We start from the raw sequence: 24,742 nt of genomic DNA on the forward strand, positions 1-24,742 counted from the left end.
GGGCGGCATGGCGACCGAAATCATTGCTGTGACCTGGAAAGACCACCTCGACGAACACGACTACCCCGCGGCCGCGGACTATCTCGAACTGCTGGCCGAGCCGGAGATCGTCGACGCGGTGGTCGCGAACCTGCGCGACGCACCGATCGTGCACAAGAAGGCCAAGGATATCCTGCGCGCCGCCCAGCTCGAGCTGCTCAGCGCCGAGAACCCGCACGTCCGCCGCGATCTGATCAAGATCAATAACGGCAAGGCGCTCTCGCCGATCCTTCTGGTTCGCGGTGATTTCCGCACCGGCCTGCCGTTGGTGATCGCCGACGGTTACCACCGGGTGTGCGCGATCCATTGGGCCGACGAGAACATCGCCATCCCAGCGAAAATCGCCGCCCAGCCGTGACGTTCTCCACCCTCGCCCTGGTTATCGCGCTCAGCCTGTGCGGACCGATTCTCGCACTGCGGAAGTCCTGGCATGTGCCGGTGATCCTGGGCGAACTGATCGCAGGAATCATCTTCGGCGCCACCGGTTTCGGGATGCTGCACACCTCCGATCCGATATTCGCCTTCCTCGCGGATATGGGTTTCGCGGTGGTGATGTTCGTCGCGGGAACCCATGTCCCGGTGCGCGATCCGGCCGTGCGCTCCGCGCTCGGGGTAGGTGCGCTCGGCGCGGTGCTCGTCGGATTGCTCGCTTCGGCAGCCGGTTTCGGCCTGGCCCACTGGTTCGGCACCGGACACGGTGCGGTCTACGCGGTGCTGATGGCGTCCTCCTCCGCGGCGCTGGTGCTGCCGATCATCGACGCACTCGGAATGCAGGGGAAACTGGTGCTCGCCTTGACCGCCCAGGTCGCTATCGCGGACACCGCGTGTGTGATTGCCTTGCCGTTGGTCATCGACCCGGGCAACGCCGCGCGCGCGGCGCTCGGCGCCGTCGCGGTCGCCGCGGGTGCGACGGTGTTGTTCCTCGTCTTGCGTCAGCTCGAGCGGTCGGGTGCGCGCCGCCGCGCACATCGGCTATCCGAGGACCGCTCCTTCGCACTCGAACTGCGCGTCAGCCTCGCAGTGCTGTTCGCGCTGTGCGCGGTGGCCACCCAAACCCACGTGTCGATCATGTTGGCGGGCTTCGCCACCGGGCTCGCGGTCGCCGGAATCGGGGAGCCGCGCCGAGTCGCCCGCCAACTCTTCGCGATCAATGACGGATTTCTGGGTCCGCTGTTCTTCGTCTGGCTCGGAGCGCGACTCGACCTGCGTGAGTTCGGTGACCACCCGAAGCTCATCGGGCTCGGTCTGCTGCTCGGCGCCGGCGCCGTCCTCGTGCATCTGACAACGCGAGCCGTCGGCCAACCGATCGCCTTCGGCGCACTCGCGGCGGCGCAGATCGGCGTTCCGGTAGCCACGGTCACCGTTGGCACCCAACTGCAGGTGCTGGTGCCCGGAGAAGCGTCGGCCTTGATGCTCGGTGCGCTGTGCACCATCGCGGCAGCCGCCCTCGCGGCGAGCCGGATAGCGGCATGCGGAACGAAACCGACTGCGCAGTACTAGAAGTTCGGCGCGAGTCGAGAATCGGCGACGCCAAATCAGCAAAGGAGATCTGCGCAACACTCGGCGCAATCAGAATTCGGCGAGCAGGACCGGCTCAGTCGTCGGTGCGACCGAGTAGACGATCGGTTTCCCGGCGCTCACGTTTTGTGGGCCGCCCGGAACCCCGGTCGCGGCGCGGCATCGTCGCGAGAATCTCGCGCGACGGCGGCGGAGGGCTGCGGTCGATCAGACACTGTGCGGCAATCGGAGGACCGACACGCTTGGTCACGATCCGCTCGACGATCACGATGCGCTCGATGCCCCCGGCGCGGAGACGAACCTCGTCACCGGGGCGTACGGGCTGGGCAGGTTTGGCCGCGGCGCCATTGACGCGGACGTGCCCGCCGCGGCAGGCTTCAGCAGCCGCGGTTCTCGTCTTGAATAAGCGCACAGCCCATGTCCATGAATCGACGCGGGCCTGTGTCGCGGTGTTCTGGGTACCAGATTGGGCGGTTGCCACCCGTTCGACGATACCGACGTACTAGGCGATTCGGCGCGCCGTCACAATCATGTCGGGGCGCAGCGGGGTGTAAGTCACCGGCTCGCCTGACTGGACTGCGTTCAGCAGCTTGCCGTCGCCCGCGTACATCCCGACGTGACCGCCGCCGTTCGTCACGACGATGTCACCGGGCTGCAGGTTCTCGAAGGCCACCGGAGCACCGACGTGCGACTGCTCGAAGCTGGTGCGCGGCAGCTCGACTCCGGCCTGACGGTAGGCCCATTGGACCAGACCCGAGCAGTCGAAGTTGTACGGCCCGGCGGCGCCCCAGGAGTACATGGCGCCGACCTTGGTCTTGGCCGCGTCCAGCGCGATGTCCGCAGGGGTGTTCTGGGGGGCTTGGAACGGGGCCTGGAACATGCCCTGCAAGTTCGGCATGCCGAACTGCGGTATGCCCAACGGGGCCTGTGGGGCCTGTGGCGCCGCGGGAACGGTCGAGAGGGCCTGCTGGATTTGCTGATTGAGCTGCTGAACCGGCTGCTCATATCCTTGCGGAACCGGGACATCGAAGTCGCCGATGCCTGGGATATTGATGGTGGCGGCCATCGCTGGGATCGCGGGCATCGCACCTGTCGATGCGGCCACCGCGCCCATGACGAGGGCACCCTTCACGGAATTCGGTAGCCGAGAATCCCGTTGCATGCTGTGTTTACCCACCGAGTCTCCGATCTTCGTGCTCTCCCGCCGACCGAGTTAGCTGACGGGCTCGGGCACGGAGATCGGCCCTACTTCACCGACCGAAACGGCCTGTGAAGATTAACCCCAGACGAACCTGTGGGTCCCCGGCACGACAGCCGAGAGTTTCTGGCCTCGACAGCCGATTAGGCGGCGACTCCTTGGCGCCGTTTCTCTTACGAAGCGACAGACTCCATGAAGTCACGAAGAGATTACGATGCGGGCGCGGTGTTGTCCAGCGCACGGGCCAGGGTGTTTTCGAGCGCCGACAAATCCGCAGGACGAGCGGCCGAAATGGCGACACGCCCGAGTGATCACGACACGATATCGGTAATTTCGGCTTCGTTACCCAATCGAGAGTCGGGCCCGGATCTGTTAGAGCGCAGTCAGGAACGGTTGTCGTCACCGGAGCGTGCGGCCAATGCCCGCTCGAGCTCTTCTATGCGGCGCTGCGCGACGGCAAGGCCGACCTCCAGCTGACCGAGCGCCATCACCAGCGGTCCGACCGCTAGATCCGCCACCAGCTGCGGATCGTCGTAGCCGCGCTCGATCGCGACCAGGATGTTGGAGCGGATTCGTCCGGCTGCCGTCGCCCCGGCCGGAACGTTCCAGGACTCGACCACCTCCGCGGTGGTCGTGGGGGTGGATTCCTCGGACATGCCCCTCCATTCCCGCACTGACCGTTCGCCGAACCGCCATCAGCGTAGAGATTTCCGTAGCGATAGCAAAAGTGCAATATCAAGAATGCGCCAGACTCAGCTAGCCGTATCTAGGACACACCGTAGATAAGCGCAGAATCGGATGACAACACGCGCTACGGTGTGTGGGCATGGACCCCGTGCGGAATCCGTATGCTCCCGGAGCCGGACAGCGCCCACCCGAATTAGCCGGGCGCGACAAGCAACTCACCGCTTTCGATATCGTGCTGGAACGCATCGCGCGCGGTCGGCCCGAGCGCAGCGTCATGCTAACCGGACTGCGCGGCGTCGGAAAAACGGTGTTGCTCAACCAACTTCGCTCCGCCGCCATCTCTCGCGGTTGGGGCACCGGCAAAATCGAGGCGCGGCCGGATCAGGAGCTGCGGCGTCCGCTCTCCTCCGCGCTGCACATGGCGGTCCGCGCCATCGCCATGGCACACCGCAATCCGGAGCGGGTCGACGACTTCCTCGGTATCCTCAAGGCTTTCGCACTGCGCTCCACCGCGGACAAGGGCATGCGGGAACGTTGGCAACCCGGCATCGACGTGCCCGCGGTGACCGGTCGCGCCGATTCCGGCGATATCGAGATCGATCTGATCGAGCTGCTCAAGGAGGCCGCCGCGCTGGCCAGCGACATCGGTGTCGGTATCGCGATCTTCATCGACGAGATGCAGGATCTGGGTCCCGCCGATATCTCCGCCATCTGCGGCGCCTGTCACGAATTGAGCCAGGACGCCGCGCCGCTCATCGTGGTCGGCGCCGGGCTGCCGCACCTACCCGCGGTGTTATCCGCGTCGAAGAGCTACTCGGAGCGATTGTTCAGTTATCACCGCATCGATCGGCTCGATCGCGATTCCGCGGACCAGGCGCTCATCGCGCCGGCCGAACGCGAGGAAGTGAAGTTCACCGACGAGGCCCTGGATGCCCTGTACTACAAGGCCGACGGCTATCCGTACTTCGTGCAGGCCTACGGCAAGGCGGCCTGGGACCAGGCCCCGGAGAGCCCGATCAATGTCGAGGACGTCGAGGTAGCCGCGCCGACCGCCGAGGAGGAACTGGCCGTCGGCTTCTTCGGTTCCCGCTACGAACGAGCAACCCCCGCCGAGCGCGAATACATGCGCGCAATGGCGGACTTGGCGGGCGACGACGGACCGGTGGCCACCTCGGCGGTCGCCGCCGAACTCGGCCGCAAGCCCGCCTCGCTGTCCCCGGCCCGCGACGGACTCATTAAGAAGGGCCTGATCTATTCGGCCGAACGGGGCACCATCGGCTTCACCGTGCCGCATTTCGGGCGTTATCTGCGAACCGTCTGATTGCTGCATATTTGCTATAACAAGATCCTTAGAAAACTCTAGAAATCTCTGGACCAGTAGACCTACCGGCGGGTAACTAAAGTTCCTACACTCGAATGTGATCCTGATCACGCCCGAGGAGGACATCATGGCGACTGCCGCGAAAGTCGACGCCACCGAAGAACAGGCCCGCGCACTGGTCGAGGAATCCCGCGAAACCAGTTGGGCCAAACCATCGTTTGCCAAGGAGATGTTTCTCGGACGGTTCCGGCTGGATCTGATCCACCCGTACCCGCAGCCCGGCCCGGACGACGCCGCACGCACCGAGGCATATCTGGCCAAGCTGCGTCCGTTCTGCGAAACGATCGACGGCGCCGTGATCGAGACCGAATCGCGCATTCCGGACGAGTACGTCAAGGGCCTCGCCGAACTGGGCTGCTTCGGCCTGAAGATTCCGGAATCCTATGGTGGCCAGGGCCTTTCCCAATTCGGCTACAACCGAGCGCTGATGCTAGTCGGCTCGGCACACCCCAGCCTCGGTGTGCTGCTTTCCGCGCATCAGTCCATCGGCGTACCCGAGCCGCTGAAGCTGGCGGGCACCGCCGAGCAGAAGGCCGAATTCCTGCCCCGTTGCGCCGCAGGTGCGGTCAGCGCCTTCCTGCTCACCGAACCCGATGTCGGCTCCGACCCTGCCCGGATGGCCAGCTCCGCCACCCCGACGGAGGACGGAGAGGCCTACGAACTCAACGGCGTGAAGCTGTGGACCACCAATGGCGTGGTCGCCGAACTGCTAGTGGTGATGGCGCGGGTACCCAAGCGCGAGGGCCATCGCGGCGGCATCTCAGCGTTCGTCGTCGAGGCCGATTCGCCGGGCATCACGGTGGAGCGGCGCAACTCGTTCATGGGTCTGCGCGGCATCGAGAACGGCGTGACCAGGATGCACAACGTCAGGGTGCCCAAGCGCAACCTCATCGGTCGCGAGGGCGACGGCCTGAAGATCGCGCTCACCACGCTGAACGCCGGTCGGCTCGCCATCCCGGCGCTGTGCACCGCGGCGTCGAAGTGGTCGCTGAAGATCGTGCGGGAGTGGAGCACGCAGCGGGTGCAGTGGGGCAGGCCGGTCGGCGAGCATGCGGCGGTCGGCGAGAAGATCTCCTTCATCGCGGCCACCACCTACGCACTCGAAGCGGCACTGGACCTTTCGGCGGCCATGTGCGATGAGGGCCGCAACGACATCCGGATCGAGGCGGCACTCGCCAAACTCTGGGCCAGCGAAATGAGCTGCCAGATCGCCGACGAACTGGTGCAAGTCCGCGGCGGCCGCGGCTACGAGACGGCCGCCTCGCTGCAAGCCCGCGGCGAACGCGCGGTCGCCGCGGAGCAACTGTTGCGCGATCTGCGGATCAATCGGATCTTCGAGGGTTCCAGCGAGATCATGCGGCTGCTGATCGCCAGGGAGATGGCCGACGCGCACATGTCCGCCGCCGGCGCGCTGGTGGACCGCAATGCCGAGTTCAAGGCCAAGGCGAAGGCCGCCGTCGGCGCGACCGGGTTCTATGCCAAGTGGTTCCCGCAGCTCGCGGTCGGCGCAGGCACCGTGCCGACCACCTACGCCGAATTCGGGTCGCTGGCACGGCATCTGCGCTTCATCGAGCGCAGCTCGCGCAAGCAGGCCAGGTCGCTGATGTACGCGATGGGCCGCTGGCAGGCGGGCCTGGAGTACCGCCAGAACTTCCTCGGCCGGATCGTCGACGTCGGCGCCGAGCTGTTCGCGATGTCGGCCGCCTGCGTGCGGGCCCAGGCGCTGCGCGCCGCGGGCGCACCCGAGGCAGCGGCGGCCGAGGAGCTCGCCGACACCTTCTGCAGGCAGTCGCGGGTCCGGGTGCGCAAGCTGTTCGACGCACTGTGGGACAACACCGACGATGACGACCGCACGCTCACCCGCGGCGTCCTCGACGGTCGTTATAGCTGGCTGGAGGAGGGCGTGCTGGATCCGAGCGAGGGCACCGGCCCGTGGATCGCGGAATGGCAGGTCGGTCCGTCGACCGAGGCCAATCTGCTGCGGCCCTTCCTGCCGTCCACCCGCACGCACGCGGGCACATAGGGGTCGTCGGGAAGAACCCCCGTTGGTCGGCCGCACGCTGACACCGCGTGCGGCCGATCGGCGTGTCTGCAAACGTATCGGGAAAATACTAGATATCGGCAGATTTGACGGCAAGCGCGTGACGGCCATCCACCAACAAAATCTAACTGACTCTAGGAAATTACATAGATGAGACAATAGTTGGCGACCGAAGCGGTTGATCATGACTATCTAGTCGAATCTAGTGTTTGACCTACTGTTTCTTAGATTTTCCGGACAAGGCGGTCGGACGAGCACCGAGATCGATGACCTGCGTCAGTTACGCGTCGTGTACATAACGGCAGCTATGAGCCGTTAACGTCGCGGAAATAACTATCGACAACCGGGCAAGAACGCTCCGTCCAGGGTGACCAGCAGCCAGACCCCAGGAGAACACGACCATCGCCCGCTTCGCCGCCGATTACGACGGCCACCGTGTCACGGTGTCGGCCGACGACGGCATCCCGATTTCGGTCCGCACCGTCGGGGCCGACGACGCATCCCTGACCGTAGTTTTCGTGCACGGTCACTGCCTGCGCACCGAATCCTGGTCCTTCCTGCGCGACCAACTGTTGCGCCAATGGGGACCAGATACCCGGATGGTCTTCTACGACCATCGCGGCCACGGCGAATCGGGCGTGGCCGATCCGTCCAGCTACACCATCGACCAGCTCGGACACGACCTCGACGCGGTACTGCGCGCGGTCGTGCCGACCGGGCCGATCGTCCTGGTCGGACATTCGATGGGCGCCATGGTCACCCTGGCTTACGCCCGACTGTTCCCCCAGGCCGTCGGCACCCGCGTGGTCGGGGTCGGTCTGATCGCGGGCGCGGCCAATGGCATCACCGAGGTGGGGCTAGGCCGCTTCCTGCATCGGCGTGCGGTGAGCTCGCTGCAGGTGGCGGTGTTGCGCGCGCCCCGGGTTATGCAGGCATCCAAGCGCCTGTCGCGCCGGATCTGCGAGCCAATCATTCGTGAGGCGAATTTCGGCACCAGGAAGGTCGATCCGCGGATGGTCGCGGTGGGCCACGGCCATGCTCAACGACACGCCCATGCTCACCATGTCGAGCTTCCTCCCGTCGCTGATCAGCTTCGACGAAACCGCGACGCTGCACCGGCTCGGCACGATCCCGGCACTCGTGCTCGCGGGCTCGGCGGACATCGTCGTGCCGTTCGCACATTCGGTGGTGCTCGCCTCGCAGCTGGCCGGATCGGAGCTGGTGCGCGTCGAGGGCGCTGGTCACAGCGTGATCCTGGAGCGCGCCGAGGAGGTGGCGCTGTCCATCGTCGGACTCGTCGACCGGGTCTTCGCGGGCATGCGTGGACAGGGTCCGGAGTACGCCGCGGCCTGCTGAGACTTCTAGCAACATTCAGGCGAACCGCCGCAATCGAGGTCGACGAGCCAAATCACGATTCCTCACGTACTGTGTTGGAGATCACGTTGTGTGGTGAGTCACACAGCTTGGTGTTGCATGTTCCGAGGCCGACCATGGATCGCCGATGTGCACCGAGTTCGTATGTCCGCCAAGGAACACAGGAGGTAACGATGACACGCAGCGATATCGCGGAACTCCGCTACGCGGTCGGCCAGCTCCGGCAATCCATCGGCGTACTGCGCTCCCACTACGGCGACGCAAACATGGTGCGACGGTTGGAAAACGACCTCGAGCGGCTCGTCATCGATGCCGACGAGCTCGAGCAGTCGCCGCCGCCGGAGGTCACCCGCCGCCCCGAGGACACTATCTACGTCCCGGACAGCAAGTCCGACGAAGCCGCGTGGATGGGCGCGCAGGACGAGGGTCTCGGCTTCCACTCCCGCCCCCGGACGAAGTAGCTCTCAGGCGCGGTGTCGGCCCGAGCGACGGTTCGGCGGATGCCGTGGAAACGGCGCCGCGGCGTGTGACGGCGAGCGGGTCGTACTGGCTGATTCGAACAGGGCCGCGATGCCGTGATCGTGGCCGAGTGCAATCGCTTCCAATCCGTAGGCGCCCTTGGTGCGTGCCAGTTCGTGCAGAGTCGTGGTCATGATCCGCAGGCAGGCCATGGGGGAGAGGCCGAGTTCGTCGGCCGCGCATTCCACGCCGCCCGCGACCACCACGTCGGCCGAACCGGTCCGCACCATCATCGCCGCGGTGATCACCGCTTGCAGGCCGCTGCCGCAGCGGTGATCGGGTCAGGAAACCCGGCACCGCGAACGGCAGCCCGACGCCGCGCGCGGCCGGCCTGCTCAGCTCCTGCGCACTGGCCCGGCCACCATCGACGCGGGCCATGGCGACATCCTCGATGCGGATCGGGTCGATTCCGGACCGGTCGATGACCGCAGAGAGGACGGTCGAGGCAAGCCATTCCGGCGGCATCCCGGATAACGCGCCACCGTCGACTCCGCTCGGAGTACGGACCGGCGCCACTGTCGCGGCTCTTCTCATGAGGTTGCTCCTTCCCCGACCACGCACGCATCAGCGCATGTCAGCGGGGTAAATCTCGAGGAAAGGTCACCACAGTTTGTGTCACGACCGGCAGCCCAATAATTTCGACCCGAGGTTTCCTTTCCCGACCACCCGAATCACCTGCTGTTCGACCCGAGTTCAGTGGTTTGCGGGCCGTTCGCTGTCGACCGCAACCCACTGACACGTCCAGCAATGTGGCGCAAATCACGGGCAATACGACGGGTCTGTATGGCCGGGACCCTCCTCACGCGAAAGCGGAGGTGTCGTATGGTGCTCAGCATCACATTCGATTGCGGAGGTAACTATGACCACCCGCACAGCAGATCAGCGAGGCATCCACCCGTGAGTGCCGCACCGACCGTCGCCCCGGAAACGGGGACAGGCGTCTTCAGCAAGACCAGGGCCCGGATCTCGGAGCGCACGCTACGCACCGACCGATGGTGGGTACCACCGCTCGTCACCGTGCTCGGCCTGGCCGCGTTCATCATCTACGCGACCATCAGATCGTACGCGCGAACGGCATATTGGGTCCCGGATTACCACTACCTGACGCCGTTCTACTCGCCGTGCCTGAGCACCTCGTGCGTGGAGGGTTCGAGCCATTTCGGTACGCCGTTCGGCGACCTGCCCGCGATCCTGCCGCTCGGGTTCGTCGTGCTGCCGTTCCTGCTCGGCTTCCGGCTGACCTGCTACTACTACCGCAAGGCGTACTACCGCGCGGTCTGGTTCTCCCCGCCCGCCTGCGCCGTCGCCGAGCCGCACGCCAAGTATACCGGCGAGACCCGGCTGCCGCTGATCATCCAGAACGTGCACCGCTACTTCTTCTATGTGGCCATTGTCGTTTCGCTGATCAATACCTATGACGCGGTCATGGCCTTCCATGGCAAGACCGGCGGCTTCGGATTCGGCCTCGGCAATATCGTGCTGCTGGTCAACGTGATCCTGCTGTGGGCGTACACCCTGTCGTGCCACTCCTGCAGGCACATTGCGGGCGGACGACTCAAGCACTTCTCCGCACATCCGGTGCGGTACTGGTTCTGGACCCAGGTCTCCAAGCTGAACACCCGCCATATGGCGCTGGCCTGGACCACTCTCGGCACCCTGGTGCTGACCGACTTCTACGTGATGTTGGTTGCCAGCGACACGATTTCGGACCTGCGGTTCATCAACTGAAGGAGTATTCGCGGCCATGCCAGAAGTAGAACGGCACAAGTACGACGTCGTCGTTATCGGTGCCGGTGGCGCCGGACTGCGCGCGGTAATCGAAGCAAGGGAACACGGCCTTTCCGTTGCGGTGGTGTGCAAGTCGTTGTTCGGCAAGGCGCACACTGTGATGGCCGAGGGCGGCTGCGCCGCCTCGATGGGCAATGCCAACGAAAAGGACAACTGGCAAACCCATTTCAAGGACACCATGCGCGGTGGCAAGTTCCTCAACAACTGGCGCATGGCCGAACTGCACGCCCAAGAGGCGCCCGACCGGGTGTGGGAGCTGGAAACCTATGGGGCGCTGTTCGATCGGACCGCAGACGGCCGAATCAGCCAGCGCAACTTCGGCGGCCACACCTACCCGCGGCTGGCGCACGTCGGCGACCGCACCGGGCTGGAGATCATCCGAACCATGCAGCAGAAGATCGTCTCGCTGCAGCAGGAGGATTTCGCGGAGAGCGGCGACTACGAGTCGCGCATCAGGGTCTTTCACGAGTGTACGGTCACTGAGTTGCTCAAGGACGGCGATCGCATCGCCGGAGCATTCGGCTACTGGCGTGAATCCGGGCGGTTCGTGCTGTTCGAGGCGCCCGCCGTGGTACTCGCCACCGGCGGAATCGGCAAGTCCTACAAGGTGACCTCGAATTCCTGGGAGTACACCGGAGACGGCCACGCTCTGGCGCTGCGCGCCGGGGCGACGCTGATCAATATGGAGTTCCTGCAATTCCATCCGACCGGCATGGTCTGGCCGCCGAGTGTGAAGGGCATCCTGGTCACCGAGGGCGTTCGCGGCGACGGCGGAGTGCTCAAGAACTCCGAGGGCGAGCGGTTCATGTTCGACTACATCCCGCAGGTCTTCAAGGGACAGTACGCCGAAACCGAGGACGAGGCCGATCAGTGGTTGCGCGACAACGATTCCGCGCGCCGCACACCCGACCTACTGCCGCGTGACGAGGTCGCCCGCGCGATCAACTCCGAGGTGAAGGCGGGTCGCGGCACCGAACACGGTGGTGTGTACCTGGATATCGCCTCCCGGCTGCCCGCCGAGGAGATCCGGCGGCGGCTGCCCTCGATGCACCACCAGTTCAAAGAGCTTGCCGACGTGGATATTACGAAGGAGCCGATGGAGGTCGGCCCGACGTGTCACTACGTCATGGGCGGCATCGAGGTCGATCCGGGCACCGGTGCCGCGACGGTGCCTGGTCTGTTCGCCGCGGGCGAGTGCTCAGGCGGCATGCACGGCTCGAACCGGCTCGGCGGCAACTCGCTGTCGGACCTGCTGGTCTTCGGTCGCCGGGCCGGAATGGGTGCGGCGAACTATGTCGAGCAACTCGCCGAGCGGCCTACTGTTGCCGACCCCGATCTGGACGCGGCGGCGAAAGCCGCGGTGGCGCCGTTCGATCCGCCCGCCGACGGCGCGGGGGAGAACCCGTACACCCTGCACACCGACCTGCAGCAGGCGATGAACGACCTGGTCGGCATCATCCGCAAGGAACATGAACTGCAGCAGGCCATCGAGCGGCTCGCGGAGCTGCGCACCCGCTTCGCCGGTGTACTGGTGGAAGGGCACCGGCAGTTCAATCCGGGCTGGCATCTGGCCCTAGACCTGCGCAACATGCTGTTGGTCAGCGAATGTGTCGCGCAGGCGGCGCTGCTGCGCACCGAGAGTCGAGGCGGGCATACCCGCGACGACCATCCCGCGATGGATGCCGACTGGCGAAACAAGCTGCTGGTCTGTTCGATCGATCCTGCCGACGCGGCCGAGGCGGTCCCGGCGGTGCGTGTCACACCGGAACAACAGGTGCCGATGCGCAACGACCTGCTTGCGCTCTTCGACCTGGCCGAGCTCGAAAAGTATTACAACTCGGCCGACCTCGCCGCCCATCCGGCCAGTTCGGCATCGGCTACGAAAGGTGAGGCGTAGCTATGGGTTACGACGCCAAATTCCGCGTGTGGCGCGGTGACAACGACGGCGGCGAGCTGCAGGACTTCACCGTCGAGGTGAACGAGGGCGAGGTGGTGCTCGACATCATCCACCGGTTGCAGGCCACCCAGGCGCCCGATCTCGCGGTGCGCTGGAACTGCAAGGCGGGCAAGTGCGGATCGTGCTCGGCCGAGGTCAACGGCCGGCCGGGGCTGCTGTGCATGACCCGGATGTCGACCTTCCAGCCGGAGGAACTGATCACCGTCACGCCGATGCGCACCTTCCCGGTGATCCGGGACCTGGTGACCGATGTGTCCTTCAACTATCAGAAGGCAAGGGAGATCCCCTCTTTCACGCCGCCCGCGGATCTGAAGCCCGGTGACTACCGGATGAAGCAGGTCGATGTGGAGCGCTCGCAGGAGTTCCGCAAGTGCATCGAATGCTTCCTGTGCCAGAACACCTGTCACGTGGTGCGTGACCATGAGGAGAACAAGGCCTCCTTCGCCGGGCCGCGCTTCCTGATGCGGATCGCCGAACTGGAAATGCATCCGCTCGATGTCGCCGACCGCCGTGACCTCGCTCAGGACGAGCAGGGCCTCGGTCTCTGCAATATCACCAAGTGCTGCACCGAGGTCTGCCCGGAGCACATCAAGATCACCGACAACGCACTGATTCCGATGAAGGAACGGGTCGCCGACAAGAAGTACGACCCGCTGGTCTGGTTGGGCAACAAGCTGTTTCGACGCTGAGAGACCGTGACGACCGGCCGGGTCGATACCCAGCCGGTCGGCGCACCTCTACAACATTGCCACTACGCCGAGTGCGACAACCCACACCAGCACGCCGACGAACAGCGCCGACAGCAACGAGCCGGTGAGGACAAACACCCCCACCGCCGACACCGCGAAAAGCAGCGCAACGATCAGCCATTCCACCCAATCGCCCGGCCGCAATTTCTTGTACCGGGGGTGGGTACTCTTGAGCCCACGGTCCACGAATTGTTGTCTACCCGGTAATTCACCGAAGTAAACACAGTTCCGTTGCCGAAACTCTGCTGTTTCGTAATCAACAACGTCGTACGCGGCCCGGCCGGTAGGTACGCGCCGGGCCCGCCTGGCTACTCCGGACGGTCGAACTCGCCGTCGTGCACACCCGCAGTGAAGGCGGCCCATTCGCCGGGGGTGAAGATCAGTACGTCGCCATCCGGATTCTTGCCGTCACGCAGGCCGACATGCCCGTCCTCCAGTAGCGCGACCTCCACACTGTCGTTGCCGGGACCGTTACCTGCCTTGCGCCAGACCGCGCCGGTCAGATCGACGTTCGCGCCACGATTGATGCTCATGATTCGGACTCCTTCGGAACTCGCCACTCGCCACGCATGCGGTAAAGCCGTCCCATTCTCCCGGGGTGGGCAACAGGGCGGGCCCGCCGGGGTTCTTGCTGTCGCGCACGCCGAACCGGCCGCTGCCGAGGAATGCCACTTCTACGCAATCCTTTCACCGCTGCGCGTGCTCTTGCACCACCGCGCGATCCATACTCATGCCACATACTCCTTCGCTACCTGTCGCAACAGATGTCTACTGGGTTGAATATCCAGCGCGCTGCGCTGGAGGCACTCGTGGGCCCGATCATACCGCCGCACGTCAGCACCTCTTTCGAGGTAGAGATCTCCGGTGAAACCCTCTGCGTAGACAACCGGCGGGTCGATCGGCTGGCCCTTGCCATCGGTTCCGAACTCCAGAACCGTGAACGGACCGGTGGAAACTCCGAGCGGAACACCGGCTGCGAACGGCAGGATACGCAGCGAAACATTGTTACGGGTACTCAAATCGGCAAGATGTCTTAGCTGCACCGCCATCACTTTGGCGCCACCGACCACCCGGCGCAAGACCGCCTCGTGTAGCACCACATCGACGGTGGCCGGCGATGCCTTCCTGGTGATCAACGCCTGGCGCTGCAACCGGAGCTGGACGCGCCGTTCCAGCTCCGCGTCCGAATCCTCCGGGTAACCGAGACGATTGAGCGCCATGGCGTAGTCGGCGGTCTGCAGCAGGCCGAGAACCAGTTCGGACTGGTAGGAGGTGAGTTGTTGGGCGGATGCCTCCAAACCGACGTAGACGTCGAAGCTTTCGGGGATGAGGTCGCCGTAGGCGTGCCACCAGCTCTTGACCACGGCCTGCTGGGCGAGGCCCTTGAGGCCGTCGGCGAGTTCGTCGGGAATGCCGTAGATGCGGCAGAGCTCCTGGATGTCGATGGTGCGGATGCGGTCTGCCTGGCCTTTCTCCAAGCGCTGCAAGGTACTTGCGCCCCACTCCATCAACTTGGAGGCCTCGGCGATGGTCATACCTGCTTGGGTGCGCCAATCTCGTAGGTACCTGCCGAGTTGGCGCCGGGGTAGGGTCGATGAGGCGCTATCGGTACTCGCCGAATTGGTTGACGCTCCTGCCGCACTCGCTGACACAGCACGCTCCGTTCTGTGCTCGGATGCTCACCCAGGGGCGGTTTGGGGCGACCCACAAGCTCGGTTCCCCGTGACTTTGCTTGGGCAGAGGGCTCTTTCGTCCACTATGGAGAATCCTCCCCTCCCGGCTGGATTTCGTGCTGGGAATTCGCCCCAAATCTTTTGGATATCCACAAAGGACGGCACTCTGGGCCGGCTCCAATGGTGTGCTGTAAGTATGCCCGGAGCCGAGCAGGCGCCGTTCCCCTCCTTTTGCGAAACCTCCGGGCACCCAACTGAATCGCACGTAGGAACGAGGAGTCATGGCTGTACATGTCATAGCGTCGTCCTTGATGACCAGCGATTCGACCCGGCATAGGGCGCGCAGCGTAGGCCAGGAGCGCTGGGTGGTGTGCTATCTGCCCGGACGCACCCGTGCCCGAGCCGGTGCCGCACTGCGGGTTGCTGAAGTTGTGCCACCGTTGCTCGATGCCGTCGGTGAGCTCGTAGACGAGGTTGGTCTCGCCGCCCTTGAGGCCGTCGGCATGGCCGCCCGGCAATCGCGGTGGGACGAACGCCCGGCACGCCATCCGGGCCGACTCCGGACCGCCGGGCGTCGGACAGAGGTCGCCTGATGCAACTGCCCAATCTCAATATGCATGTCGCCGGACTCCTGATCTGCGGACGCGACCCGGGCATGATGACGACCAACCAGGCCCACGCCGCAATGCAATTGCACATCGACTGCACCGTCGACCGCTGCCGGGTCCGTCGACGCGCACGGACCACGCTGGTCGAAGCGGGCAAGTGCGTGCTGGACGAGCGCGCGCTGCCGTACTGATCGCCGCTCGCGTGCCGCGCCGATCCACGCGCCGTGTTCCCGCACTACTCGCCCTGATCGGCCAGTGCCCTTGCCGATCGCCTCGCACCGCCGATTTCCCCGTGCCTCGATCGCCACCCGAGCGCGATCGCGGACCACGCGCTGGGTCGCGTCCGCCGACACGATCCCGCGCGTGGGTATCGGGCGGTCGCTGCCGTCAGTGCCAGGTGTGGTCGGTGAGCGGGGTGCGTGGGCCGAACTTCGGCTTGTGCGCCTGGCCGCTGATCTCCAGCAGACGGACGGTCCGATAGCGGTGCGGGCGAAGGGGTTCCAGGTATTCGATCATGGTGTCGTCGTCGATCGGGTGGCCGAGCAGCGTCCAGCCGACGATGGCGGCGAGGTGGAAGTCGCCGACCGACAACGCATCCGCGTCGCCGAAGGCGCGTTGAGCGATCTCCGCGGCGGTCCAGACGCCGATGCCCGGCACCGTTCGCAGGCGCTGGGCGGCCTCGACGGGATCGTGCGCGGCCGCCCTTTCCAGCGCATCCGCCAGCCGGGCCGCCCGGACGATGGTTTGCGAACGTTGCGGACCTACGTTGGCGCGATGGAAGGTCCAAGACGAGATGCACCGCCAGGTGTCGGCGGCGGGGGGCACCCGCATGCCCTCCGGCGCCGGACCCGGCGCCGGATCGCCGAACTGGCGCACCAGTTTTCGCCAGGACGCACGCGCGGAGGCGGTATGCACCTTCTGTTCCAGTACCGCGGGCACCAGTGCCTCGAAGACGAGGCCGGTGCGCAGCATCCTGAGCCCCGGGAATCGACGATGCGCTTCGGCGACCTTCGGATGTTCGGGAGCGAACCCGGAGAGATCCTCCTCCAGGCACAGCATGTGGTCGAGGCGATCGAGGAACTCGGCGGCGCCCGGTCCCCACGCCTTCGCCCGTACCGAGCAGTGGTCCGACTGCACCAGCCGGTAGGTGACCGGGCCGGTCGGCATGCGCGATGCGCGCCAGTGCGCGCCGTCGGCGGTCACCTGGTGACACGGGTCGCCGCGACCCCGCGACAGGGGTGCGACGGTGTGCGCGAGGTCGATGGGCCGATCGGCCGTCACCGTTCGAGTCAGCCCGGCTCGGCTCACTTCCGGCTCGACCGTCTGTTTGCGCACCGGTTCATTGTGCGCGGCGGGGCCGGGCATCCGTACGCCGGACCGCTCGATCGGCCGCGGTCCACGAGTTAGCTGAATCACAATAGCGTCGAAAATGCCCGGTGCCGATTCGGCATAAGCGCTGTCCACGCTATTTTGTAATGTGACGAACAAAAATGGCGATATTGGTGCCGATTGGCAAACGATCGGCAGTCCAAGATGGAGGATTTAGAAATGATCACCAATTTGCTCAACTTGTTGCTCAATGCCTGGGGCGGCGTCTCCGCAGGTAGCTCGGGTTACCATATTCCGCCCGGCACGCTGCCCTTCGGTAGCTGACGGCATTGTGCGCTCGCCGCGAAAGCCGCGGCGGGTGCGCAAAAACCTCACTCGCCCAACACGAACTGCACCAGGTGCAGGCTCCTGCGACCGGCCAGTTGCGCCGCTTGCGTTCGACACGAGAAGCCGTCTGCGATCAAGATCGAATCGTCGGTCGCGTCCCGTAACGCAGGTAATAGACCATTCTCGGCAACTGCGACCGAAATGTCGTAATGGCCGGATTGCATTCCGAAGTTTCCGGCGAGTCCACAGCATCCGGTGACCTCTGTCACATTTGCGCCGGTTCCGGCAATTACTCGGCGATCCGCGTCGAATCCGAGAATCGCGTGTTGGTGACAATGCGGTTGCACCACAACCGATAGGCCCGGCCGGATCGGTGGACGCCAGTCCGGGTGTTCGGCGAGGAACTCCGCCAGCGTGCGTACAGCCGTGGCTGTGGTCGCCGACCTGGGATCGTCGGGTAGTAGTTCCGGCAGATCCGAGCGCAGCACCGCGGTGCATGAGGGCTCCAGCCCGACCACGATGCCGCCGCCGCGCACGTGCGCATCGAACTCGGCCAGGGTCGCGCGCAGCTTCGCTCGCGCGCCATCGAGTTGGCCGGTGCTGATCCAGGTGAGCCCACAGCACACGCGCCGCCGCGGAATCACCACCCGGTAGCCCAGCGACTCGATCAATCGCACTGCGGCGATGGCTATTTCGGGATCGAACGCGTCGGTGAAGGTGTCGATCCAGAGCATCACCTCGGGTGGCGCATCCATGGTCCCCCGCGCTCCATCGGCACCGGACAGCGGCCGACCCTCGGCAGAACCCGTCAGCTGCGCCTGACCGCGTAGCTCTGCGGTCGGCGCGCCGCTGACCGACGCCTCCGGCTGTGCTCGAACCGCCGGACCAGCCTGCGGCATTGCGCTTCCGAGCTCGTCCGATGATCCATGGTTTGCCGCGGCGGCGGCACCGAGGTCGCGCCAGATCCGACGGAAGCTGCGATCAGCGAGCCGGGGCATGTCTCGGCGCGGGTCGATTCCGGCGGCGCGCAGTCCGATGCGGCGCAGCCAAGGGATGTCGGCCATCCTGTTGACCGCTCGCGGCATGCGGGTCGCGCCCGCCAGCCAGCGCGGCAACCAGCCGAGCGCGTAGTGATCGATCGGACGCAGACGGTGCCGATAGCGCTGGTAGAGCGCCTCCGACTTATAGGTCGCCATGTCGACGCCGGCGGGGCAGTCGGAGCGACATGCCTTGCAAGACAGGCACAGATCGAGGGATTCGGCGACGGCCGGTGCCGACCAAGGGAGTGCGCCGCGCACCACCTCCTGCAGGACCCGAGCGCGACCGCGGGTGCTGTCCTTCTCGTCCGCGGTAGCCAGATAGGACGGGCACATGAATCCGCCGGAAGCCCGAGTGTCCGCGCGGCACTTGCCGATTCCGACGCAGCGGTGCACGGCCGTGCCGATATCGCCGTCGTCGTGCGGGTAGGCGAAGCCGGGCGCTGCGACGATCGGGGTGAGTCCGGCCAGCCGTAGGTCGGCGTCGATCGGCCGCGGCTGCACGAGAACACCCGGGTTCAGCACGTTGTTGGGATCGAAAAGTGCTTTGTATCCAGCGAATACGTCGAGCACGGCCGAAGAGTACATGATCGACAGCAGCTCCGAACGGGCGCGCCCGTCGCCGTGTTCACCCGACAGTGAGCCGCCGTAGCGCACGACGAGCTCGGCCGCTTCGAACAGGAAGGCCCGGAAGCGTTGCGGCGCATCGGCAACCGGCAGGTCGAGGCGCACATGCATGCAACCGTCGCCGATGTGGCCGTAGAGCAGGCCGTCCACCCGGTGCTCGCGGGTCAAGGCGGCGAAGTCACGCAGGTATGCGCCCAGGTGCTGCGGGGGTACCGCGGCGTCTTCCCAGCCCGGCCAGGCCGACCGCCCGTCGGGGGTGCGGCCTGCCAATCCGGCGCCGTCCGCACGAATGCGCCAGAGTGCTGCGGCGACAACGGGATCGGTTACGATTCGAGAGTCGAGCGCACCGACCGATCCGCATAGCAGTTCGGCGGCGGCGTACGCCTCTTCGGCGCTGCTGCCCGCGGTTTCCACGAACAACCACGCACCACCCCTTGGCAATTCGGGTATGCCACCGGATCGGGCGCGGTGCACGCGAACGATATCGACCAGTCGGGTGTCGATGCCCTCCACCGCGATCGGGCTGCCCGCCATCACCGCGGCGACATCGTCTGCGGCGGTAGCTATATCGGGATATCCCAGCACGGTGAGCACCGACGCCCCCGGCAGCGCAACCAGGTCGACCGTCGCTTCCAGCAGCAGACCACACGTGCCCTCGGTACCGACGAACGACTTCGCGACCGCCGAACCACGCTCGGGCAGTAGATGTTCGAGCCCGTATCCGGAGGCCTGTCGGTTGAAGCGGCCGAGGTCGGTGCGCAGTACCGCGAGATTGGCCCCGGTGAACTCGGTCAGTCCGGGGAGCACCGACAGGTCGTTCGCGAGGATGTGCTCGGCGCCGGTGCCATCGAGCACACGCAGCTCGCGCACGTTGTCCGAGGTCCGTCCCCACGCAACCGCATGCGGCCCACACGCGTTGTTGCCGATCATGCCGCCGAGCGTGCACCGATTCTGGGTCGACGGATCGGGCCCGAACCGCATTCCGTGCGAACCCGCCCGACGCTGCAGCCCGGAAAGAACAACACCCGGTTGCACCCTGGCCAGGCGCCGCTGCGGATCCAGTTCCAGGATCGCACTCATATGCCTGCTGAAGTCCAGCACCACCCCCGGCCCGATCGCATTTCCCGCAACCGAGGTTCCCCCGCCCCGCGCCGTCACCGACAACCCGTTGTCCCTGGCGAATTCGAGGGTCGCGACCACGTCGTCCTCGACGCGAGGAAATACCACCGCGGTCGGAAGCACCCGATAGTTCGAGGCATCCGAGGAGTACTCCGCACGCCGTCGCGCGGACACGTCGACCTCACCGCGGATCCTGGTCCGCAGCGCCTCCACCATTCGGTTCTCGATCACCCCGCCAGCCTAAGGTGCGATTGCGGCGGACCGATCGACCTGCCGTGCACCGGTCGGCACGCAGTTCGCTACGCCCCACAACGGAAGGCGGCCGCTGCCGGCCCGCGCCGCAGAGCAGCGCCACGAGTCGATGGGCGAGGGCTCGGTGCCGGTCTTGCTCTGCGCGTACCCGGCTCGGCTCGCATGTCGGCGCGTTGCCGGCCTGACCGGTTGGATGGTCGCGGTCCGGTTCTGCCGTGCGCGGAATCGGGTGGCCGCGAAGGAATCGACTTGCTCTGAACCTCTGTTGAGGTCTTAGTGTCGGTGGCCCGGAGTTTGATGGGGTGGGAGCGAGAGGAAGCTGGAACGTGAGCATCGAATCGGTGGCGTATAGCCAGATGTATCGGCGAATGAACGCGCCTGATGAGCAGCGGCCGTTCCGGCTCGCTACGGCCAAGCGGATTCTGCGGTTCGCCGGGCCGCATCGGCGGCGGATCGGCCTGTTCCTCTTGTTCAGTGTGGTGTCCGCGCTGTTGGCGGTGGCGACGCCGGTGCTGGCCGGGCGGGTGGTCAACGACATCGTCGGTGGGGCCGCGCCGCGGATCGTGGTCACTCTCGCGCTCGTCATCGGCGGACTTGCCGTTTTCGATGCCGCGCTCGGCGTGATGGTTCGATGGCTGTCCTCACGGATCGGTGAGGGCCTGATTCTGGATCTGCGCACGGCGGTGTTCGACCATGTGCAGAAAATGCCGGTGGCGTTCTTTACGCGGACCCGCACCGGCGCGCTGGTCAGTCGGTTGAACAGTGATGTGATCGGAGCGCAGCGCGCATTCAGCGACACCCTGTCCGGCGTGGTGACCAATCTGGTGACCCTCGCGCTCACGCTCGCGGTGATGATGCGGATCTCCTGGCAGATCACACTGCTTGCGCTGGTGCTGCTGCCGGTATTCGTGATTCCGGCCCGCCGCATGGGAAATCGGCTGGCAAGTTTGCAGCGCGAAGCGGCCGGCCTCAATGCGGCCATGAGCACGCAGATGACAGAGCGGTTCTCCGCGCCCGGCGCGACCCTGGTCAAGCTGTTCGGCCGACCACGGCAGGAATCCGACGAGTTCGCGCTGCGAGCCCGCCGGGTGCGCGATATCGGGGTGCGCACCGCGATGCTGCAGACCGTGTTCGTCACCTCGCTCACCCTGGTTTCGGCGCTGGCGCTCGCCCTGGTCTACGGACTCGGCGGCTGGTACGCGTTGCGCGGACAGCTGGACGCGGGCGCGGTTGTGTCGCTCTCACTGCTGCTGACCAGGCTCTACACGCCGCTGACCGCACTGGCCAGCGCGCGGATGGAGATCATGTCGGCACTGGTGAGCTTCGAGCGGGTCTTCGAGGTGCTCGATCTGAAGCCGCTGATCGAGGACGCACCCGACGCGGTCGCGGTGCCCGCGGGTCCGGTCGCGGTGGAGTTGGACAACGTCACCTTCGGCTACCCAGCCGCCGACAAGGTTTCGCTGGCCTCGCTGGAGGACGTCGCGACGCTGGATACGCGCGGCGGGGTCGAGGTCCTGCACAATGTGTCACTGCGCGCGGAACCCGGTCAGCTGGTCGCCCTGGTCGGCTCTTCGGGTGCCGGGAAATCCACTGTCGCGCAGCTGGTTTCCCGACTCTACGACGTGGACGGCGGCGCGGTGCGACTGAACGGTGCCGACGTGCGCGACCTGACCACCACCTCGATCCGGGAGACTGTCGGCCTGGTCACCCAGGATGGCCACCTGTTCCACGACACGATCCGCGCGAATTTGCTGTTGGCCAGGCCCGAGGCCACCGAGGCCGAAGTGTGGGATGCGTTGGAGCGGGCCCGGTTACGCGATCTGGTGACCTCGCTGCAAGACGGACTGGACACCGTGGTCGGTGAACGCGGCTACCGCCTGTCCGGGGGTGAACGCCAACGCCTCACCATCGCCAGGCTTTTGCTGAAGCAGCCCCGCGTGGTGATCCTCGATGAGGCGACCGCATCACTGGACTCCACCTCGGAAGCCGCTGTCCAGGAGGCCCTTTCGGAGGCATTGGAGGGTCGGACCGCGCTGGTGATCGCACACCGCCTGTCCACCATCCGCGCCGCCGACCAGATCCTGGTGCTGGAGGACGGCCGAATCGTGGAGCGCGGCAACCATACTCAGCTGCTGGCTGCCGAGGGACGCTACGCCGAGTTGTACCGCACCCAGTTCGCCGAAGATCCCGTCACTGTCGCCGCCTGATCGGAAGCCAGTCGGCCGGTCGTTCGGCCCGCCACGCCGTGTCGGGTCGAACGATCGGTTGCGACGGTGACCGATGTGATCGGCCCATGCCGACCCGATCCATATCGGAACATTTTGGCGCGCAGAAGGTTCGAGCGAACTCAGACGTTTCGCCGTCTCTCCAGGCCGTCCAGGATGCAATCGAGTCCGTACTGGAATTGGCGGTCCCTGGCGGCCGCGGGGTCCTGGTCCCAGGAGCCGTTCGCGTCTGTCTGCTGCAACCTCGGGTAATCGTGGGCGGCCTGCTCCGCGGCGGGCCGCAGGGTGGCCAGGAACTCCCCTTCGGTCTGGCCGCTGCGGGCCAGCATGGTCAGCCATGCGGCCTCGCTGACTCCGATGCCGATGACGTAACTGATGACGGCGCCGATGGCGTCACTGCGTTCCTCCGCCGGGAAACCGCCCGTCTCGAAGAGCGCCAGCATACGGTCGTTGAGCCGCATGACATTCGGGCCGAGGTAGGACAGCCCGACCTGGCCGAGGGTCGAAGCCATCCACGGGTGGCGCAGGATCATCGCGCGCAGGCTGCCCGCGCACATCTCGGTGGCCGCGCGCCAGTTGGCCGGATCATCGATCTTGGGCACCTGGATCTCGCCGTAGACCTCGTCCACGACCAGTTCGATGAGCTCGTCTCGGTTGGCGACATGTCGATACAGCGAGGTAGCTCCCGCGTTGAGCCGGGCACCCAGCCGGCGCATGCTTAGCGCGTCCATGCCCTCGGCGTCCAGTAGCGCGACAGCCTCGGCCACGATCTGCTCTCTGGTCAGCGCGGGCTGCTCCCGCCCACGACGCGGGCGCGTCCACACCGATCCGACCTGCTGCTTCTCGACGGGCATGTCGACTCCTTTCGTTGCCGCCAGCATAGCGCACGACGTTCACTGTCGCGAACAGTAGATCATGGTGCGTACAGTGTTCGCAATGCGAGAACGTCGTACTTAACACCGTTGAGAGAGATTCCGATGGACGCGAGTGCAGCCCGCAACCCGAGGCGCTGGTGGATCCTGATCGTGCTGTGCCTCAGCACGCTGGTCCTGGTCATCGACAATTTCGTCCTAGCCGTCGCGGTCCCGCCGCTGGCCGCGGATCTGAACGCGAGCGCCCAGGACATCCAGTGGATCCTGGTGGTGCCACCTTGACCACCCGCAACACCAAGAACTTCCACGGCGCCGGAATCGAACTGGTCGATCCCTGGCGCACGCCGTGACTCTCGAAAGAGGCCGCGTTCTGTCCGTCAGAATTCGCCTGCGACGCCGAAGACCGTTCGGCCGGAGTGGGTGCCGTTCTTGATCGAGCTCAGGACCTTGGGGGCGTCGGTGATGGGGGCGTAGTGCTCGATGGTGGAAAGGTGTTGGGGGCGTATTTCGTTGCCGAGCCAGGACCACAGCTCGCGGCGCTTGTCGATGGGGACGTAGGCGGAGTCGATGCCGATCAGGGCTATGCCGCGCAGGATGAACGGCATGACGCTGGTGGGGAGGTCGGAGCCGCCGGTCAGGCCGCTGACCGCGACCGCACCGCCATAGCCGATGGAGCTGAGGATGAAGGCGAGAGACTTACCGCCGACGCTGTCCACGGCGCCGGCCCACTGCGCCTTCGCCAGCGGGCGGAGCTTGGCATTCGGATCTTCGGGGAGGCGGCCGATCACTTCGTTGGCGCCGAGTTCGGCGAGCAGGTCGCCCGCATCCGTCTTGCCGGTGGAGGCGATCACCTCGAAGCCGAGGCCGGACAGGATGTCGATGGCCACGCTGCCGACACCGCCGGTGGCGCCGGTGACCAGCATCGGGCCGGCGTCGGGGGTGAGGCCGCGGTCGAGCAGGGCCTGCACGCTCGCTGCCGCGGTGAATCCTGCGGTGCCGATGGCGGCGGCTTCGCGGGGGTTGAGGCCGTCGAGCTTGACCACCCACTCGGCGGGCACGCGCGCATATTCGGCGAAGCCACCGTGGTGTGAGACGCCGATGTCATAGCCGTGCGCCACGACCAGATCACCGGGGACGAAGTCGTCGTCCTCGGAGGTCACGACCTCACCGGCGAGGTCGATGCCCGGCACGATCGGATAGTTCCGGACCACGTTCGCGCCCGGGGTGATCGCCAGCGCATCCTTGTAGTTCGCGCTCGAGTAGTGCACCTTGATCGTCACGATGCCGTCGCCGAGGAAATCCTCGGTGACCTGCTGCCGCTCCAGGACGATCCCGCTATCCGTTTCGTGTGCCACCATCGCCCAGAACTCCATGCCGATGAGCATACGAGCGTCCCGGTCGGCTCGGGCGAATCTCACGGTC

At 65.8% G+C, this 24,742-nt stretch carries 24 protein-coding genes, 2 pseudogenes and 1 riboswitch; of the genes and pseudogenes, 13 read left to right on the top strand and 13 right to left on the bottom strand.

Translation table 11 applies throughout. The features are described 5' to 3' along the window. Positions 1–19: 19 nt before the first annotated feature. Together ACV7NQ_RS15860 and ACV7NQ_RS15865 are read left to right on the top strand one after the other, a co-directional pair. Positions 20–397 carry a hypothetical protein gene (locus ACV7NQ_RS15860; protein ID WP_463365686.1) on the top strand — a complete coding sequence of 126 codons (378 nt, stop codon included), beginning with the start codon at positions 20–22 and terminating at the stop codon, positions 395–397. Beyond that, positions 394–1,539 (top strand): cation:proton antiporter, encoded by a 1,146-nt coding sequence (locus ACV7NQ_RS15865; RefSeq protein ID WP_463360368.1) that lies wholly within the window; start codon positions 394–396, stop codon positions 1,537–1,539. Before ACV7NQ_RS15860 ends, ACV7NQ_RS15865 begins: the two co-directional genes overlap by 4 nt. Before the next feature lie 94 nt (positions 1,540–1,633). Here the strand turns inward: ACV7NQ_RS15865 and ACV7NQ_RS15870 are convergent, their stop codons facing one another. The 3 genes from ACV7NQ_RS15870 to ACV7NQ_RS15880 all read right to left on the bottom strand — a co-directional run bounded on the left by ACV7NQ_RS15870 (position 1,634) and on the right by ACV7NQ_RS15880 (position 3,411). Then, entirely contained in the window at positions 1,634–2,038 is a 405-nt protein-coding gene (locus ACV7NQ_RS15870; protein ID WP_463360369.1) for an RNA-binding S4 domain-containing protein, read from the bottom strand. A 21-nt stretch (positions 2,039–2,059) separates the two neighbouring features. After that, positions 2,060–2,719, bottom strand: coding sequence for a C40 family peptidase (locus tag ACV7NQ_RS15875; RefSeq protein WP_463360370.1), 660 nt, complete (start codon positions 2,717–2,719; stop codon positions 2,060–2,062). Positions 2,720–2,744: 25 nt separating this feature from the next. Beyond that, a riboswitch (cyclic di-AMP (ydaO/yuaA leader) is annotated at positions 2,745–2,915 on the bottom strand. 223 nt (positions 2,916–3,138) lie between these two features. Further along, the gene (locus tag ACV7NQ_RS15880; RefSeq protein WP_463360371.1) at positions 3,139–3,411 is read right to left on the bottom strand and encodes a hypothetical protein; all 273 of its coding nucleotides are present in this window, start codon (positions 3,409–3,411) and stop codon (positions 3,139–3,141) included. A gap of 170 nt (positions 3,412–3,581) precedes the next feature. Between ACV7NQ_RS15880 and ACV7NQ_RS15885 the strand changes: the two genes are divergently transcribed. The 4 genes and pseudogenes from ACV7NQ_RS15885 to ACV7NQ_RS15900 all read left to right on the top strand — a co-directional run bounded on the left by ACV7NQ_RS15885 (position 3,582) and on the right by ACV7NQ_RS15900 (position 8,699). Next, on the top strand, positions 3,582–4,763 hold the full coding sequence (locus tag ACV7NQ_RS15885; protein ID WP_463360372.1) for an AAA family ATPase: 1,182 nt from the start codon (positions 3,582–3,584) through the stop codon (positions 4,761–4,763). Positions 4,764–4,890: 127 nt separating this feature from the next. Continuing rightward, entirely contained in the window at positions 4,891–6,846 is a 1,956-nt protein-coding gene (locus ACV7NQ_RS15890) for an acyl-CoA dehydrogenase family protein (RefSeq protein ID WP_463360373.1), read from the top strand. A 419-nt stretch (positions 6,847–7,265) separates the two neighbouring features. Beyond that, positions 7,266–8,220: pseudogene (locus ACV7NQ_RS15895) on the top strand (alpha/beta fold hydrolase). Positions 8,221–8,411: 191 nt separating this feature from the next. Continuing rightward, a complete protein-coding gene (locus ACV7NQ_RS15900; RefSeq protein WP_463360374.1) occupies positions 8,412–8,699 on the top strand; it encodes a hypothetical protein in 288 nt (95 codons plus the stop codon). A gap of 3 nt (positions 8,700–8,702) precedes the next feature. Here the strand turns inward: ACV7NQ_RS15900 and ACV7NQ_RS15905 are convergent, their stop codons facing one another. Together ACV7NQ_RS15905 and ACV7NQ_RS15910 are read right to left on the bottom strand one after the other, a co-directional pair. Continuing rightward, positions 8,703–9,005, bottom strand: a complete 303-nt coding sequence (locus ACV7NQ_RS15905; protein WP_463360375.1) for a hypothetical protein — start codon at positions 9,003–9,005, stop codon at positions 8,703–8,705. Positions 9,006–9,108: 103 nt separating this feature from the next. Next, positions 9,109–9,291 (bottom strand): annotated as a pseudogene (locus tag ACV7NQ_RS15910) (acetyl-CoA C-acyltransferase); the annotation flags it as partial. Between the two features lie 363 nt (positions 9,292–9,654). Here ACV7NQ_RS15910 and ACV7NQ_RS15915 point away from each other — a divergent pair. The 3 genes from ACV7NQ_RS15915 to ACV7NQ_RS15925 are packed head-to-tail and all read left to right on the top strand — an operon-like array spanning position 9,655 to position 13,191. Beyond that, the gene (locus tag ACV7NQ_RS15915) at positions 9,655–10,485 is read left to right on the top strand and encodes a hypothetical protein (protein ID WP_463360376.1); all 831 of its coding nucleotides are present in this window, start codon (positions 9,655–9,657) and stop codon (positions 10,483–10,485) included. Between the two features lie 16 nt (positions 10,486–10,501). Next, positions 10,502–12,442 (top strand): fumarate reductase/succinate dehydrogenase flavoprotein subunit, encoded by a 1,941-nt coding sequence (locus ACV7NQ_RS15920; RefSeq protein ID WP_463360377.1) that lies wholly within the window; start codon positions 10,502–10,504, stop codon positions 12,440–12,442. 2 nt (positions 12,443–12,444) lie between these two features. Further along, entirely contained in the window at positions 12,445–13,191 is a 747-nt protein-coding gene (locus ACV7NQ_RS15925; RefSeq protein ID WP_463360378.1) for a succinate dehydrogenase/fumarate reductase iron-sulfur subunit, read from the top strand. A 48-nt stretch (positions 13,192–13,239) separates the two neighbouring features. On the opposite strand, the gene ACV7NQ_RS15930 is transcribed toward ACV7NQ_RS15925, so the two are convergent. From ACV7NQ_RS15930 to ACV7NQ_RS15945, 4 genes are all read right to left on the bottom strand, one after another. Further along, the gene (locus tag ACV7NQ_RS15930) at positions 13,240–13,437 is read right to left on the bottom strand and encodes a hypothetical protein (RefSeq protein WP_463360379.1); all 198 of its coding nucleotides are present in this window, start codon (positions 13,435–13,437) and stop codon (positions 13,240–13,242) included. Positions 13,438–13,559: 122 nt separating this feature from the next. Next, positions 13,560–13,784, bottom strand: a complete 225-nt coding sequence (locus tag ACV7NQ_RS15935) for a DUF397 domain-containing protein (protein WP_463360380.1) — start codon at positions 13,782–13,784, stop codon at positions 13,560–13,562. Next, positions 13,723–13,923 carry a DUF397 domain-containing protein gene (locus tag ACV7NQ_RS15940; protein ID WP_463360381.1) on the bottom strand — a complete coding sequence of 67 codons (201 nt, stop codon included), beginning with the start codon at positions 13,921–13,923 and terminating at the stop codon, positions 13,723–13,725. The genes ACV7NQ_RS15935 and ACV7NQ_RS15940 overlap by 62 nt, the downstream gene beginning before the upstream one ends. A gap of 56 nt (positions 13,924–13,979) precedes the next feature. Further along, on the bottom strand, positions 13,980–14,903 hold the full coding sequence (locus ACV7NQ_RS15945; RefSeq protein WP_463360382.1) for a helix-turn-helix domain-containing protein: 924 nt from the start codon (positions 14,901–14,903) through the stop codon (positions 13,980–13,982). Between the two features lie 302 nt (positions 14,904–15,205). On the opposite strand from ACV7NQ_RS15945, the gene ACV7NQ_RS15950 reads away from it, so the two are divergent. Both ACV7NQ_RS15950 and ACV7NQ_RS15955 read left to right on the top strand, forming a co-directional pair. Next, positions 15,206–15,517, top strand: a complete 312-nt coding sequence (locus tag ACV7NQ_RS15950) for a hypothetical protein (protein ID WP_463360383.1) — start codon at positions 15,206–15,208, stop codon at positions 15,515–15,517. After that, positions 15,517–15,723, top strand: a complete 207-nt coding sequence (locus ACV7NQ_RS15955; protein WP_463360384.1) for a hypothetical protein — start codon at positions 15,517–15,519, stop codon at positions 15,721–15,723. The genes ACV7NQ_RS15950 and ACV7NQ_RS15955 overlap by 1 nt, the downstream gene beginning before the upstream one ends. Positions 15,724–15,919: 196 nt before the next feature. Here the strand turns inward: ACV7NQ_RS15955 and ACV7NQ_RS15960 are convergent, their stop codons facing one another. Beyond that, on the bottom strand, positions 15,920–16,867 hold the full coding sequence (locus tag ACV7NQ_RS15960; RefSeq protein ID WP_463360385.1) for a DNA-3-methyladenine glycosylase family protein: 948 nt from the start codon (positions 16,865–16,867) through the stop codon (positions 15,920–15,922). A 365-nt stretch (positions 16,868–17,232) separates the two neighbouring features. Beyond that, on the bottom strand, positions 17,233–20,187 hold the full coding sequence (locus tag ACV7NQ_RS15965) for an FAD-binding and (Fe-S)-binding domain-containing protein (protein ID WP_463365687.1): 2,955 nt from the start codon (positions 20,185–20,187) through the stop codon (positions 17,233–17,235). Between the two features lie 362 nt (positions 20,188–20,549). Here ACV7NQ_RS15965 and ACV7NQ_RS15970 point away from each other — a divergent pair, with 362 nt between their 5' ends. Then, complete coding sequence (locus ACV7NQ_RS15970; RefSeq protein ID WP_463360386.1) at positions 20,550–22,430, top strand: ABC transporter ATP-binding protein; 1,881 nt, start codon at positions 20,550–20,552, stop codon at positions 22,428–22,430. 140 nt (positions 22,431–22,570) lie between these two features. On the opposite strand, the gene ACV7NQ_RS15975 is transcribed toward ACV7NQ_RS15970, so the two are convergent. After that, positions 22,571–23,302: a TetR/AcrR family transcriptional regulator gene (locus ACV7NQ_RS15975; protein ID WP_463360387.1), complete on the bottom strand. Its 732-nt coding sequence runs from the start codon at positions 23,300–23,302 to the stop codon at positions 22,571–22,573. A 123-nt stretch (positions 23,303–23,425) separates the two neighbouring features. Here ACV7NQ_RS15975 and ACV7NQ_RS15980 point away from each other — a divergent pair, with 123 nt between their 5' ends. Further along, on the top strand, positions 23,426–23,602 hold the full coding sequence (locus tag ACV7NQ_RS15980; protein ID WP_463360388.1) for a hypothetical protein: 177 nt from the start codon (positions 23,426–23,428) through the stop codon (positions 23,600–23,602). 95 nt (positions 23,603–23,697) lie between these two features. On the opposite strand, the gene ACV7NQ_RS15985 is transcribed toward ACV7NQ_RS15980, so the two are convergent. Beyond that, complete coding sequence (locus tag ACV7NQ_RS15985) at positions 23,698–24,693, bottom strand: oxidoreductase (RefSeq protein ID WP_463365688.1); 996 nt, start codon at positions 24,691–24,693, stop codon at positions 23,698–23,700. Between the last annotated feature and the right edge of the window lie 49 nt (positions 24,694–24,742).

The organism is Nocardia sp. Tas62D01, assembly GCF_055232035.1.

Excerpts from the sequence above, each read along its gene's own strand:
- ACV7NQ_RS15890 (WP_463360373.1), top strand. The coding sequence starts at position 4,891 with ATGGCGACTGCCGCGAAAGTCGACGCCACCGAAGAACAGGCCCGCGCA.
- ACV7NQ_RS15975 (WP_463360387.1), bottom strand. The coding sequence starts at position 23,302 with ATGCCCGTCGAGAAGCAGCAGGTCGGATCGGTGTGGACGCGCCCGCGT.
- ACV7NQ_RS15965 (WP_463365687.1), bottom strand. The coding sequence starts at position 20,187 with ATGGTGGAGGCGCTGCGGACCAGGATCCGCGGTGAGGTCGACGTGTCC.
- ACV7NQ_RS15985 (WP_463365688.1), bottom strand. The coding sequence starts at position 24,693 with ATGGAGTTCTGGGCGATGGTGGCACACGAAACGGATAGCGGGATCGTC.
- ACV7NQ_RS15925 (WP_463360378.1), top strand. The coding sequence starts at position 12,445 with ATGGGTTACGACGCCAAATTCCGCGTGTGGCGCGGTGACAACGACGGC.
- ACV7NQ_RS15880 (WP_463360371.1), bottom strand. The coding sequence starts at position 3,411 with ATGTCCGAGGAATCCACCCCCACGACCACCGCGGAGGTGGTCGAGTCC.
- ACV7NQ_RS15955 (WP_463360384.1), top strand. The coding sequence starts at position 15,517 with ATGCAACTGCCCAATCTCAATATGCATGTCGCCGGACTCCTGATCTGC.
- ACV7NQ_RS15875 (WP_463360370.1), bottom strand. The coding sequence starts at position 2,719 with ATGCAACGGGATTCTCGGCTACCGAATTCCGTGAAGGGTGCCCTCGTC.
- ACV7NQ_RS15900 (WP_463360374.1), top strand. The coding sequence starts at position 8,412 with ATGACACGCAGCGATATCGCGGAACTCCGCTACGCGGTCGGCCAGCTC.
- ACV7NQ_RS15885 (WP_463360372.1), top strand. The coding sequence starts at position 3,582 with ATGGACCCCGTGCGGAATCCGTATGCTCCCGGAGCCGGACAGCGCCCA.
- ACV7NQ_RS15950 (WP_463360383.1), top strand. The coding sequence starts at position 15,206 with ATGGCTGTACATGTCATAGCGTCGTCCTTGATGACCAGCGATTCGACC.
- ACV7NQ_RS15980 (WP_463360388.1), top strand. The coding sequence starts at position 23,426 with ATGGACGCGAGTGCAGCCCGCAACCCGAGGCGCTGGTGGATCCTGATC.
- ACV7NQ_RS15935 (WP_463360380.1), bottom strand. The coding sequence starts at position 13,784 with ATGAGCATCAATCGTGGCGCGAACGTCGATCTGACCGGCGCGGTCTGG.
- ACV7NQ_RS15920 (WP_463360377.1), top strand. The coding sequence starts at position 10,502 with ATGCCAGAAGTAGAACGGCACAAGTACGACGTCGTCGTTATCGGTGCC.